The organism is Mesorhizobium sp. WSM3879, assembly GCF_002294915.1.
In the GTDB taxonomy this organism is placed as follows: domain Bacteria; phylum Pseudomonadota; class Alphaproteobacteria; order Rhizobiales; family Rhizobiaceae; genus Mesorhizobium.
Genome location: NZ_NSFZ01000014.1, coordinates 1 through 12,826 on the forward strand (window position 1 = coordinate 1; position 12,826 = coordinate 12,826).

A 12,826-nucleotide genomic window follows, 5' to 3' on the forward strand; every position below is an offset into this window, starting at 1 on the left:
CATTCTCAATGCAAAAGCACGCGACGCGCGAAGCGAGTTCGCAAATGCAACTTGACACCTCAGATAGTCGCTCATCCGTCTCGGCGCTGCGCGCCGATCCACCTTCTCCCACAGGGGGGAAGGGGAAGCCGCCCTACTCCGCGATCCCCTCCTCATATTCCGCCGACATCGTCAGCCACTTGTCCTCGTTGAGGGCAAGTGTGTGGGCAAGCTGCGAGCGCTCCTTGGCCAGCCGCGTCGCGGTCGAGGGGTCCTTCTCGTAAATCGCCGGGTTGGCGAGCTCGTCCTCGATCAGGTCGATGCGCTTGCGGATGCGGTCCATCAGCGCCTCGGTGGCGCGGATCTCCTTGGCTAGAGGCTCGAGCGCCGAGCGCCGGGCGGCGGCCTCGCGGCGACGGTCGGCCTTGGATGCCTTGTCCGCCTCCTTCTGCTCGCGACGATTTGAGGAAACGCCGGTGACCAGCGTTTTATAATCCTCCAGGTCGCCGTCATAAGGATTGACCGCGCCGTCCTTGACCAGCCACAGCCGGTCCGCCGTCGCCTCCAGAAGATGCCGGTCGTGCGAGATGAGGATCACCGCGCCAGGGAAATCGTTGAGCGCATGGATCAGTGACTCGCGGCTGTCGATGTCGAGGTGGTTGGTGGGCTCGTCGAGGATGAACAGGTTCGGCCCATCGAAGGCCGAGAGCCCCATCAAGAGCCTCGCTTTCTCGCCACCGGACAGATCTTTCGCCGCGGTGTTCATCTTCTCGGTCGACAGCCCGAACTGCGCGACGCGGGCGCGCACCTTGGCTTCCGGCGCATCCGGCATCAGCCGGCGCACATGCTCATAGGCGCTTTCCTCGGGACGCAGATCGTCGAGCTGGTGCTGCGCGAAGATCGCCACCTTCAGGGCCGGCGCCACCGTCATCGTGCCGGTCTCGGCTTTGAGGCGGCCGGCTAGCATCTTGGCGAACGTCGATTTGCCGTTGCCGTTGGCTCCGAGCAGCGCGATGCGATCGTCGGCATCGATGCGCAGCGTCATCTTCTTCAGCACCGGATTGCCCTCGGTGTAGCCGACATTGACGCCGTTGAGCGCCACGATCGGCGAGGCCACCGTCTTCACCGGCTCGGGGAAGGAGAACGGCCGCACCGTGTCGTTCACCACCGCGGCGATCGGCTTCATCTTCTCCAGCGCCTTCAGCCGCGATTGCGCCTGCCTGGCCTTCGAGGCCTTGGCGCGAAAACGCTCGACGAAGGATTCCATATGCTTGCGCTGCGCTTCCTGCTTGACGCGGCTCTTTTCCTGCAGCTCGCGCTGCTCGGTGAGCTGGCGCTCGAACTGGTCGTAGCCGCCGCGCCAGAAGGTCAGCTTCTTCTGGTCGAGATGGACGATCGAATTGACCGCGCGGTTGAGCAGGTCGCGATCGTGCGAGATGAGCAAAACCGTGTGCGGATACTTTGCGACATAGTTCTCGAGCCAGAGCGTGCCTTCGAGGTCGAGATAGTTGGTCGGCTCGTCGAGCAACAGAAGATCGGGTTCGGAGAACAGCACGGCGGCCAAGGCCACGCGCATGCGCCAGCCGCCGGAGAAGGACGAAGCCGGGCGCTTCTGCGCCGCATCGTCGAAGCCGAGGCCGGCAAGGATGGTGGCGGCGCGGGATTCGGCCGAATGCGCATCGATGTCGGCGAGCCGTGTGTGGATTTCCGCGATGCGGTGCGGATCGGTCGCGGTCTTCTCCTCTTCCAGCAAGGCCTGCCGCTCGACATCGGCTTTCAGCACGATGTCGATCAGCGGCTCCTCGGTGCCCGGCGCTTCCTGTGCGACCTGGCCGATGCGGGTGTTTTTCGGCAGGCTGATCGAGCCGGTCTCGGAGGGGAAATCGCCGGTGACTGCCTTGAACAGTGTCGTCTTGCCGGTGCCATTGCGGCCGACGAGACCGGCCTTGGTGCCGGCCGGCAGGGTCAGCGAGGCATGATCGAGAAGCAGGCGCCCCGCCATGCGCAGCGAGAGATCGTTGATGATAAGCATGGGCGGGCTTTTGCACCGGACGTCGGCGCTTCGCAAGAGCCAGGCCTGGAGGACGGCTCGCCGTGTTCCGGGCGCCGGTCCCGAGCCCAATCAGGGAACCAGTTGCCGGCCGAAGCGTTCTGAGCCCCGTGATCCGCTATTTCGCCCTCGCGTTCATCTTCTTCCAGGTCGCCACGACCGCCGCGCTGGCGACGCAGGTGGTGCTGTTTGAGGGCGAGACGGCTGCAGTGCTCCCCTTAACCGACCCGGCAAGCGCGGCGCCGACGCTGCCAATCTCCGCCCAAGTGGGGGAGATGACCGGCAGGCCAGAGGCGGACGCGACGAAACACCTGCTGATCCAAATTTATCCTGGAAAACAATCCCAGACGTCGCCTACGCAATGACCGATAGGCCGGCGGCGCAGCGCCGCTCTGGGCTGCCGCGCGTCGAAAGCTTTTGGCTCAGGCCTGATGCTTTCCGAAAATTGACTTCAGTTTTGTCGTGACCCTGCGAATTTGGAATTGCGCTGTGAGTGGCGCGTAAGCGCCAAGAACGATCAAGAAGAGCAACAACAATAACTTGGCTTGTTTAGGAGCTCACGATGGACGGGGCGGCAAACGATCTGCGCATGCTGAGATATGTGGCGGAGATCACGCGCAGGCTGGCGAAGATGCTTTCAAGCACGCGCTATCAATGCTTGTCTATTTTCTGGAAATGACCGCCGTCGAGGCGGACAGCCTCGCAGCCGAACAGGATCGAGGCACCGGGGCGGGCAAGCTGCCGCGCAATTGAAGGCGGCCCGAGCGGGTCCGGCTTTGACAGGTGCTGACGCTGAATACCGCTCCTCCCGCGATTCCGGAAAACCGCTGCGCGGTTATCCCGGAACCGCCTTGATCATGCGCCTTTTCAGCCGCCGATGATGCCGTCCAGGACCGCGAGGCATCTCAGCCGTCGCGCAGCGACGACCGGCCGGTCATCATGCTCGACGATGGCGCGCTCGAAATTGTCGAGCGCGTCGAGCGCGGTACGCAGATCGATGGCCGGCAGGTCCAATGAAAACAGGACGCGCCGCGCCTTGACCCCCTCGCCGGCATCGGCGCACTGGATGGCCACCCTGCGACGCAACGCGTCGAGCGCGGCAAAGCGGTCGGCCGACGGCGTGGCGCCGTCCGTTGCGGGCAGCATGACCTTCGGCTCAGGCCTTGGCTTTGCGCTTGCCCCTGCCGGACTCCGCGGCCGGCTTGCGGCCCAGGCCGGAAGACTTGGCGAGCGCCGAGCGAGTGGCCGAATAACTGGGCGCCACCATGGGATAGTCCGCCGGCAGGCCCCATTTCGCGCGATATTCGTCCGGCGTCAGCCCATGGTCGGTCGACAGGTGCCGCTTCAGCGACTTGAACTTCTTGCCGTCCTCGAGGCAGACGATGTAGTCGGGGAATACCGAACGCTTCGGATTGACGGCCGGCGTCTGCGGCGCGCTTTCCTTCACCGGGGCGCCCCCGGCGAGCTTGCGCACCGAAGCGCTGACGCTGGCGATCAGATCAGGCAAGCCGGATGCCGGAAGCGGGTTGTTGCCCACATAGGCCGAAACAATGTCGGCGGTCAGCTCGATTGCAGTCTTGTCGTCGATATTGGACAATTTTTTCACCTTCTGCTGGCTCTCAAATGACCAGCTGTTTTTAAGACTTTAGTCTAGGTATCTTATTGGACCTGTCCCCCAACGGACGTCCAGAGTCAGTAAACGTACGAGGCTCAATACCGAAGGTATGTTTTCACCGCGGGCCGCGACCGCGCAAGTTAGGAATTCTAATACCTACAACAAACACTTTACAGCACCGAAGCTCTGCACGGGCGAGTAAATGACGCAACAGCACTTCAATTTCTACGAGTAATTCCTGCAAAAATTGGAATTCTGGACGGAAAGCCAATAATTGCGAGCAGCGCTAGCTCTCCGATCATCGATCATGCCCGATTCGTTAGGGCAAGTCGCTTATTTCGCGGCAGCGCCGCGCCGGAGATCGGTCGGGCCGTCGGCCAGAATCTCCAGCACGCGTTTCCAGCGGGCGCAGCGGCCGAAATCCTTCTGCTCGATGGCCTTCTCAGCCTTCATGGCGGCATAGAGCTGCGCCTCGGCGCCGAATTCCTTGACCAGCCAATGCGCCTCCTGTCTGGCCCGGCGTTCGTCGTCGTCAAGCCCGCTCCCTGGCATCTTTCCTGGTACGATCCCTGGCATGGTCTTCAGCCCTCCGGACGTTCGATGCCGACAGCAATGCAACTGCCGATGACAAGGACGGCGCCAGCCATGGCCGTCATCGACAGGCTTTCGCCCGACAGCGCCAGCAGAAGCGTGGAAGCGATCGGCGTGAGATACGCCACGACCGCGAGCCGCCCATCCTGATCGAGGCCGAGCGCGCGCGACCAGAAATAATAGCCGAGCCCCATCGGCCCGGCGCCGAGATAGAGTCCGAGCAGCAGGTCCAAACCGCCCAGGGCGGCGACGCCGTCATGCAGACACCATGCGAAGGTCAGCGCCACGCCGATCAGCGCCGAAGGCAGCAGAAGCCGATCCGGCGGCACGGCAAGGCGGCCGACGGCAAGCGAGTAGAAGGCCATGCAAAGTGCCGAGCCGAAGGCGGCGCAATACCCGGCGGGGCTGCCCGCGAACCAGGCACGCGCGTCTCCGCCGGAGATCACCAGCGCGACGCCGGCGAAGCCAAGCGCGGCGGTCAGTCCAAGCAGCACTGGCCGTCTCGGACGGCCGAGCACGATGACCGCGGCGGCGACCATCAGCGGCCAGGTGTAGGCAACGAGATTGGCCTCGATGACCGGCATCGAGGCGAAGGCGATGTATTGCAGCACCATGGTGCCGACCAGGCCGATGAAGCCGACGGCGCAGGCGAGCACGGTACTCCCCTTCTCCCCTCGTGGGAGAAGCTGGATCGGCCCGGAGCGCCGAGACGGGTGAGGGATGTTGGAAGAAACTCCTGCGTCGGCGATCCGTCCGGCCCCCTTGATACGACCTCGCTTGGCGAGGCCGCTGCCCCGGGGCGAGCCACGGGTCTCGCCCCGTCCTTCGGACTTCACATGGGGAGAAGGGAAGAACCTGATCAGCGCAAAGACCAGCGCGGCGCCTGAGAACTGCAGGAACTGCACCTCCGATACCGGGTGATTGGCAAGCAGCGTCTTGCCGACCAAAGCGTTGGTCGCCCAGAGCGCCACGGCGCCGAAGGCAAAGGCCAGCGCCGCCGATGGAGCAACGCTGGAACGGTCCTTCCGCCTGTCGGCGGTGACCGGGCCAAGGCTCAGCGATGCTGAAGGCGGCTGGCGACCGGCCGGATCGTCAGGCACTACCACGATTCCCTGGCTCCGCCGGAGACCGGATCGACAGCCGGCACGGGATGTTCTTCGGCATGACGGCGATAGGCCGGCAGTTGGTTCGTCCAGACGTCCTCGGCCAGTTCGTTCACCCAGCCGCGGTCCTGGTCGTTGTCGGCGGCGAGGTAGAACATGCGGTTGTCGTCGACATAGGGCTTCGCCACCGAACGCTGGTTGAGCACCAGGGTGACGCGCGAGCCGAGCTGGATCGGCGCGGTGCGATGGAGCACGCCGAGGAACTGGCCGAGCGTGGCGTAATTCATCTTGTGGTCGATGCGCATGACCCTGTTGCGCGGCAGGTCGCTGCCGGATTCGAGGATGGCACGCCCCGTCTCGGAATCGTCGCAATAGATTTCAAGATGGCCGCCGATCAGAGGATCGCTGATCGAGAGCGGAATGAGTTCCGTCACCGGAACGCCATCGCAGTGCCAGTCGACGGCGCCGTCCTTGGGGTTCATGAAGGTGACGGTCGAGCCGACGATAGACAGCGGATAGGGTTCGAGCTTGGTGCCCATCATGTCGGACAGCCGTTCCAGCCGCAGCTTGTCGTTGAGCAGTTCCTTGATCTCGGGAATGTAGCGGTCGGCGCCGGTGATGAAGGTGAGGTCGAGATGCTTGTGCACGGCGTGGCTGGCCTTGAGCTTGAGCGCCGCCTCCTCGATCGCGGCGAGCAGTTGCGGGTCGTAGCCGTGAAGATACTGGGCGACGCCGAAGCTCGACACTTTCCACGCCGTATCATGACCGATGATGGCTTCACGGCTCATCGCATAGCGCAGTTCGGGGATTGTATGGGCGTTCATTCTACTTCTCCAAGGTCGGGGCAACACTTGGTAAACAGTCGATTGAGCACCCTCCCCTGTAAATTTAGGAATGCTGGTGCTACTTTAAGCATAGCTAAAGGTCGAACCCCGTGCGTCTGCTCAGCCAGGTCAACTTAAACTCGCTGAAAATCGTGGAGAGCGCCGCTAGGCACCGCAACTTCACGCGCGCGGGCGAAGAGCAGTTCATCACCGCCTCCGCCGTCAGCCAGCGAGTGAAGAGCCTGGAGGACCAGCTGCGCTTCAAGATCTTCCAGCGCGGCGGCAATGCGGTGTCGCTGACGCCGGAAGGCGAGACCTACGTGGCGCGGGTGCGCGAGGCGCTGGAGCGGATCGTGGCTGCCAGCATGGAGGCGACCGGCCAATCCCAGGCGCATGTGCTGAAGATCTGCGTCTTGCCGACCTTCGCGGCGCGCTGGCTGTTTCCGCGGCTTTCCACCTTCCAGCGGCAGTATCCGGATATCGAGATGCGGGTCTCGACTTCCTATGCCACGCATGAATTCGCCACCTCCGAATACGATCTCGAGATCCGCTACGGCGATGGCAATTTCCCCGGCCTCAACTCCGCGCTGCTGTTCAAGGAGGACCTGACGCCGGTGTGCAGCCGCAAGCTGTTCCGCGAGGTGCTGGGCGACAAGCCGCTGTCCAAGGTGACGCCGGAGGACCTCAGGCACTTCATCCTGCTCCACTCCGACACCTGCACCCAGAACTGGCAGTCGTGGCTGGCTTTTGCCGGCGCGAGTTTCGTGCTTGGCGAGACCAAGAGCATCTATTTCGATTCCTGCATGATGTCCTACGAGGCGGCCAATGCCGGCATGGGCTTTGCGGTCGCCAACCGCGCCTATATGGCAAGCGACATCCGAGCCGAGCGGCTGGTGGCCCCCTTCGCGGTCCACCATCCCAACACCGCCGGCTGGTATTTCGTCAGCCCCATCAAGGCGCTCGGCGCCCGCAAGGTGGAGCTGTTCAAGCAGTGGATCACGGCCGAAGCGGCGCTGACGCAGCGCCAGCTGGACCTGGAGATCGCCAACGTGCCGCTGGCGCGCGCCGCGATGGCGTGACGCGCGACGCAAACACACCCCTGAGATTCTCCGATCTTTGAAGGCTATAGCCGGCTAGCGCGATCGCCCCATGACGCGGCGGAGAGACTCAGCTATCTTTGATCCTGCGGCGGGCCTGATTTTCCCGCTTGGCCGGCGCTTTCCAGCTTCCTCCCAAGCAGCGCCGGCCTTCTTCTGCGGCGGCGCCGCTTCGCCTCCCGACAACACCGTCCGCTTTCATTGCTTCGGTGGCGTGCCGGGCTGGTCGCCGCCGGTGGTCGATTGCGGCACCGGGTTCTTGTCGACCTGCGGGTTTTTGTCGACAGCGTCGCTCGGCGCCTTGGTGGGCTGCACGCTGTTGTCGCAGGCGGCGAGCGCGAGCCCTGCCGCGAGTGCCAGCAGCACAGGAAGTTTCATCATGACGACCTCCTCTTGTTCGCCCCTTTCTTCGAAGCAAACGAGGCGGCGGCGGTTTGGTTGCGCCGTCCGGCGGGAACCAACGCGGCTGTCTCCGGTTGAACCTCGATAACTCACGAGGAGATGTCATGATCCGTCTGCTGCTCGTCGGCCTGTTCGGCTACACGGCCTATCGCGTCACGATGAGGATCATCGAGGAGGCGTCCGGCGAGCTCGCGCCGCCGGACGGTCGGCGGTCGCTGCGGCGCCAGTCCGCGGCGATGGGTGTCGAGCCGAAAAGATAGATCGGCCAATCTCCCGCTTGTTGGGAAGATGGCCGGCCTATCCAGCACATGCCGGCGCGTGCATCGTCCCCTCTGCCCTGCCGGGCATCGCCCCCCACTTGGGCGCCTGTCGGGAGATCAGCTGTATTGCGAACAAAGCGGAAACGATGCTTGATGGGCGATGAACATCGCCGCCCGTGATTCGTCCTTCGAAACTCCTGCCTATCTTGCCCGGCTGAACGACGAGCAGCGGCTGGCGGTGGTGCATGGCGACGGCAAGGTGGCCGCGCCGCTGCTGGTGATCGCCGGCGCCGGCTCCGGCAAGACCAGCACGCTGGCGCATCGCGTGGCGCACCTCATCGTCAAGGGCGCCGATCCGCGCCGCATCCTTTTGATGACCTTTTCGCGCCGCGCCGCGGCTGAAATGGCAAAGCGTGTCGAGCGCATCGCCGGCGAGGTGCTGGGCCGCGATGCCGCGATCATCGCCGATGCGCTCTCCTGGGCCGGTACTTTCCACGGTATCGGCGCCAGACTCTTGCGTGACTATGCCGAGCAGATCGGCCTCGATCCGGCTTTCACCATCCACGATCGCGAGGATTCGGCCGACCTGATGAACCTTGCCCGGCACGAGCTCGATTTTTCCAAGACCGAAAGCCGTTTTCCGACCAAAGCCACCTGCCTGCAGATCTATTCGCGGGCGGTGAACGCGCAGGCGCCGCTCGGCGAGGTGCTGGGCTCGGCCTTTCCCTGGTGCTCAGGATGGGCGGAACAGCTGAAGGAGCTGTTCGCGGCTTATGTCGAGGCCAAGCAGGCGCAGAACGTGCTCGATTACGACGACCTTTTGCTCTACTGGGCGCAGATGGCGGCCGAGCCGGAGATCGCCGCTCACCTTGGCTCCCGCTTCGACCACGTGCTGGTCGACGAATACCAGGACACCAACCGGCTGCAGGCCTCTATTCTGTTGGCGCTGAAGCCGGACGGCGCGGGCTTGACCGTGGTGGGCGATGACGCACAGTCGATATATTCCTTCCGGGCCGCGGAAGTGCGCAACATTCTCGATTTCCCAAAACAGTTCGCGCAAGGCGCCGAGATCGTCATGCTGGAGCGCAATTACCGCTCGACCGAGCCGATCCTGGCCGCCGCCAACAAAGTGATCGGCGAGGCAAGCGAGCGTTTCACCAAGAATCTCTGGACCGAACGCCGGTCGTCGCACAAGCCGCAACTGGTAAGCGTGCGCGACGAGGCTGAGCAGGCCAATTATGTCTGCCAGGCGATCCTTGCCGAGCGCGAGGCCGGCACGGCGCTCAAGGCGCAAGCCGTGCTCTTCCGCGCCTCGCATCACAGCGGGCCGCTGGAGGTGGAGCTCACGCGGCGCAACATCCCCTTCGTAAAATTCGGCGGGCTGAAATTCCTCGATGCCGCGCACGTGAAAGACATGCTGGCGATGCTGCGCTTTGCCGAGAACCCGCGCGACAGGGTCGCCGGCTTCCGGGTGCTGCAGTTGATGCCCGGCATCGGGCCTTCGGCCGCCTCGCAGATCGTCGAGGCGATGACGACGTCACTCGACGAGACGCTGGGCCTTGCCCGCTTCCGGCCGCCGCAGCGCGCGGCCGCAGACTGGCCGGTCTTCCTCGACATCTACAGCGGGCTGCGCGCCGGCGCCAAATGGCCGGCCGACCTCGAGCGGATCAGGCTCTGGTACGAGCCGCATCTGGAGCGTATCCACGAGGACGCCATCACGCGCCGGGCCGACCTGTTGCAGCTCGAGCAGATCGCGTCGGGCTATCCCTCGCGCGAGCGTTTCCTGACCGAGCTGACGCTCGACCCGCCCGACGCCACCAGCGACCAGGCCGGCCCGCCGCATCGCGACGAGGATTACCTGATCCTGTCCACGATCCATTCGGCCAAGGGCCAGGAGTGGAAGAACGTCTTCGTGCTCAACACGGTCGACGGCTGCATCCCGGCCGATCTCGGCGTCGGCACCAAGGAGGATATCGAGGAGGAGCGGCGGCTGCTCTATGTGGCGATGACGCGCGCCAAGGACAGCCTGCACCTGGTGGTGCCGCAGCGCTTTTATCAGCACAACCAGCCGGCGCGCGGCGACCGTCACGTCTATGCCTCTCGCACCCGCTTCATCCCGGCTTCGATGCTTTCGGCTTTCGAACAGTCATCCTGGGCGAGCGCGGCGATCACGGACGACCCGCGCCAAAAGCCGGGCGTTAAGGTCGATCTCGGCGCGCGCATGCGCGGCATGTGGAAATAGGCGCATATCCGAAGGCTGGACGACGCTCGATTCAACTTTAATTTGGTGAGGGCCCGGTGTTGATCGTCGGAAAAGTACAGCCTCCGGAGGGTGTGCATGAACTTTGCGACAGATTGATTATTTTTCCTGTGCCATTATACCAGTTGACCGTGATCGTGTCGGCAGCAAGCGCCGCCGTGGTGGAGACCATTGCCAAACACATCAAAACCATTGGGCCAACAAAGCGAATCATCTCAGTTTCCTCTCGTTGTCATGAGATCTAAGAAAATCACCTCAGAAAGCAGAAGAGGTGTGTTCTTCGCCTACCAGGTCACGTAGTAATCGAGGCCATCGATCGAGCCCACGCCTTGACGAACACCCGCCGCGGCCTGAGCGTCATAGAAGCTCCGGTTAATCGTGTCCCAGCCGGCACCACCAATCAGGCTGCCATCTGTGTACAGGTCGTACTGAATCGTCTCGTAGCCGAGGTCCTTGACGTCGCTGGCTCTTTGTATCTTCACCTTGCCGCCGGCGAGTGCTTCATTGAAATCGTCGAGGCCGGTCCAGGCGTCCTTTACGTAGGACATCACGGTCTTCTGGAACTCTGCATCGCTGACCACCGGTTTCTGCACTCGTGTGGCACTCTCAGCGCCGAGTGACCGCAGGCGCTCTGCATGTTCGGCCGACAGGTCCGAAAGTTGCGAGCCCCGTACCAGCTGCCCGATCTTCAGGATCGCGTCGGACACAGCGGGCGACAGCCGCGCGCTTGTTTTCGGATCAACGCTCGGTGTGCCCGCCGGCTGTATAGCCTGGCTTACATCGGTGCGGGATTTGATCAGATTGAGCGTGGCAAGCGCAGTCGCCGCACTCGCGTTGACAGACACCATATTTGGCTCCCCAGACATTTGCCGCCCGTCATAAGCGTTTGATGTCAACGCGTGGCGACTTCATGCGCCACAAACTTAGGTTTCGCCCACAGTCAATAAAAAATCATTAGTACCCAGTTTTAATAGCGCTCCGTTCCGTGCTGCGCGGGTTCGTTCAGTGGAAGGTGCCGGCGGCCTCGCCGGATAGCCTGCTGCGCGGGCTTTCGAAGCTCACCTGGTCGCGTCCGTTCGACTTCGCCTTGTAGAGATGCCTGTCCGCGACTTGAAACATGTGGTGATAGGTGGTGGGCCCGCTGAAGGCGACGCCGCCAATGCTGACCGAAAGCGGGCACGGCTGCCCGCCTGGAGCGAACTCGGCCTCGCGGATACGCAGCCTGATCGACTCGGCGACCAGGAAGGAGCGCGTCGCGTCGGCGCCCGGAAGGAAGACCGCGAATTCCTCGCCGCCGATGCGTCCGACGATGTCGGCGCCGTGGAGCTGGCTCCGGATCGTGCTCGCGATCAGCTTCAGCGCCTGATCGCCGCAATCGTGGCCGAGCCGGTCGTTGATCGACTTGAAATGGTCGGCATCGACGATCAGCAGCGCGCCGGCTTCGGCCACCGCATGGCTGCGAGCCTTGTCGAGATAGGCCTCGACCAGCATCGAGAAAGCGCCGCGGTTGAAGACCGCCGTCAGGCTGTCGGTCGCGGCAATGATGCTGAGCTCCTTCTGGGCGATGGCCAGCTGGCGCATCTTCCACATCAGGAAGAACAGGAAGGAGCCGCCAAGGATGAGCGGCAGGAACAGGTCGGTGAGCTTGGCCCAGAGCAGCGCTTCGGGTGACAGCGAGGGAAAGTTGAAGGAATCGACAAAGAAGGCCGCGGCAATGAAGAATGCCGTGCCGGCAACGGTAACCAGCGCGACCCTGCCCCAACTGGTGGGGGACAAATCGATGCGCATGGCATTGCTCCCACTACAACTGGCATATTGTGGAGCGCGAGCGCAAACGAAGTCCTAATATATTGGCTTCAATGGGAATGTGGTTAACCAGGCGTCGAGCGCGCCGCACCGCGATACCAGCTGAAGAAGGCCCGCCGACGCAGCGGCGGGCTTTGCGATTGGCCGGAGGCGCTCGTCAGCGCGCCGTCAACGACGCGAAATCATCAGGCAGAGCGCCCTCAGATCACGATCATAGGTGCCCTCGCTGCTGAGCACATCGACGCAGCGCTTCTTCATCCGCGACAACTGGCTGCTCGACATCTGGGCGACGGCGGAGGACAGGTTCGTCGTTCCCGGCGGCGTCGCGCCGACGGTTCCAGGAACGGTGGCGCCCGCGCCGAGGGCGACGCCAGCGCCGCTCGTGCCGCCCGTCGTCACGTTGAGCGTGCTATTGGTGCCGTTGCCCAAAGTCGCATTGGCTCCAGCCCCCTTGGTGCCGCCGATCGATGCCGTTGCGGTGGAACTGCTGCCGCCGATGGTGGCGGTTCCGGTGCCGCCGCTTGCGCCGCCGATCGAAGCCCTGGCGCTGGTGTTGCTGCCGCCGAAGGATGCATTTGCGTCAGCCCCATTTGGGCCGCCCGCATTGGCGTCGGCGCTATTGCTGCCTACGGATGCGCCGCCGAGGCCACCGAGCCCGACGCTCTGGGCGTTCGCCGGCATGGCAAGAGCAACGACGATTGCACCACTCGCCAATGTGCTGGCGAATCTTTTTACGATACTGGCCATGACACTCTCCATGTGGTTTGTATTTCCGCCTTGCATCATTTGTTGCGCTTTTCTAGCGCGCGTAGCTTTTGAGACAGAAATACGCCGAGAGT

The 12,826-nt window shown here is 63.4% G+C and carries 14 protein-coding genes; 4 read left to right on the forward strand and 10 right to left on the reverse strand.

Features of this window, described 5'->3' with window-relative positions:
* Positions 1–133: 133 nt before the first annotated feature.
* Positions 134–2,011, reverse strand: coding sequence for an ABC-F family ATP-binding cassette domain-containing protein (locus CK218_RS24870; RefSeq protein WP_095829222.1), 1,878 nt, complete (start codon positions 2,009–2,011; stop codon positions 134–136).
* Between the two features lie 128 nt (positions 2,012–2,139).
* On the opposite strand from CK218_RS24870, the gene CK218_RS24875 reads away from it, so the two are divergent.
* Complete coding sequence (locus CK218_RS24875) at positions 2,140–2,394, forward strand: hypothetical protein (protein ID WP_095779140.1); 255 nt, start codon at positions 2,140–2,142, stop codon at positions 2,392–2,394.
* Positions 2,395–2,896: 502 nt separating this feature from the next.
* On the opposite strand, the gene CK218_RS24880 is transcribed toward CK218_RS24875, so the two are convergent.
* The 5 genes from CK218_RS24880 to CK218_RS24905 all read right to left on the reverse strand — a co-directional run bounded on the left by CK218_RS24880 (position 2,897) and on the right by CK218_RS24905 (position 6,162).
* The gene (locus tag CK218_RS24880; RefSeq protein ID WP_095829223.1) at positions 2,897–3,175 is read right to left on the reverse strand and encodes a hypothetical protein; all 279 of its coding nucleotides are present in this window, start codon (positions 3,173–3,175) and stop codon (positions 2,897–2,899) included.
* Positions 3,176–3,185: 10 nt separating this feature from the next.
* Positions 3,186–3,626 carry a MucR family transcriptional regulator gene (locus CK218_RS24885; protein ID WP_095829303.1) on the reverse strand — a complete coding sequence of 147 codons (441 nt, stop codon included), beginning with the start codon at positions 3,624–3,626 and terminating at the stop codon, positions 3,186–3,188.
* 351 nt (positions 3,627–3,977) lie between these two features.
* A complete protein-coding gene (locus CK218_RS24890; protein ID WP_245299618.1) occupies positions 3,978–4,220 on the reverse strand; it encodes a hypothetical protein in 243 nt (80 codons plus the stop codon).
* Between the two features lie 5 nt (positions 4,221–4,225).
* Complete coding sequence (locus CK218_RS31215; RefSeq protein WP_245435192.1) at positions 4,226–5,293, reverse strand: EamA family transporter; 1,068 nt, start codon at positions 5,291–5,293, stop codon at positions 4,226–4,228.
* 41 nt (positions 5,294–5,334) lie between these two features.
* Entirely contained in the window at positions 5,335–6,162 is an 828-nt protein-coding gene (locus tag CK218_RS24905) for a hypothetical protein (RefSeq protein ID WP_179294595.1), read from the reverse strand.
* 110 nt (positions 6,163–6,272) lie between these two features.
* On the opposite strand from CK218_RS24905, the gene CK218_RS24910 reads away from it, so the two are divergent.
* Complete coding sequence (locus CK218_RS24910) at positions 6,273–7,241, forward strand: LysR substrate-binding domain-containing protein (RefSeq protein ID WP_095829224.1); 969 nt, start codon at positions 6,273–6,275, stop codon at positions 7,239–7,241.
* A 216-nt stretch (positions 7,242–7,457) separates the two neighbouring features.
* Here CK218_RS24910 and CK218_RS24915 read toward each other — a convergent pair whose 3' ends face one another.
* Positions 7,458–7,640, reverse strand: coding sequence for a hypothetical protein (locus CK218_RS24915; protein WP_095829225.1), 183 nt, complete (start codon positions 7,638–7,640; stop codon positions 7,458–7,460).
* Positions 7,641–7,765: 125 nt separating this feature from the next.
* Here CK218_RS24915 and CK218_RS30780 point away from each other — a divergent pair, with 125 nt between their 5' ends.
* Together CK218_RS30780 and CK218_RS24925 are read left to right on the forward strand one after the other, a co-directional pair.
* Positions 7,766–7,921, forward strand: coding sequence for a hypothetical protein (locus CK218_RS30780; RefSeq protein WP_082980499.1), 156 nt, complete (start codon positions 7,766–7,768; stop codon positions 7,919–7,921).
* 160 nt (positions 7,922–8,081) lie between these two features.
* Positions 8,082–10,163 carry an ATP-dependent helicase gene (locus tag CK218_RS24925; RefSeq protein WP_095829226.1) on the forward strand — a complete coding sequence of 694 codons (2,082 nt, stop codon included), beginning with the start codon at positions 8,082–8,084 and terminating at the stop codon, positions 10,161–10,163.
* Between the two features lie 302 nt (positions 10,164–10,465).
* Here CK218_RS24925 and CK218_RS24930 read toward each other — a convergent pair whose 3' ends face one another.
* From CK218_RS24930 to CK218_RS24940, 3 genes are all read right to left on the reverse strand, one after another.
* Entirely contained in the window at positions 10,466–11,029 is a 564-nt protein-coding gene (locus CK218_RS24930; RefSeq protein ID WP_095829227.1) for a hypothetical protein, read from the reverse strand.
* Between the two features lie 154 nt (positions 11,030–11,183).
* Entirely contained in the window at positions 11,184–11,969 is a 786-nt protein-coding gene (locus CK218_RS24935) for a GGDEF domain-containing protein (RefSeq protein ID WP_066995812.1), read from the reverse strand.
* A gap of 186 nt (positions 11,970–12,155) precedes the next feature.
* A complete protein-coding gene (locus CK218_RS24940) occupies positions 12,156–12,734 on the reverse strand; it encodes a hypothetical protein (RefSeq protein ID WP_095829228.1) in 579 nt (192 codons plus the stop codon).
* Between the last annotated feature and the right edge of the window lie 92 nt (positions 12,735–12,826).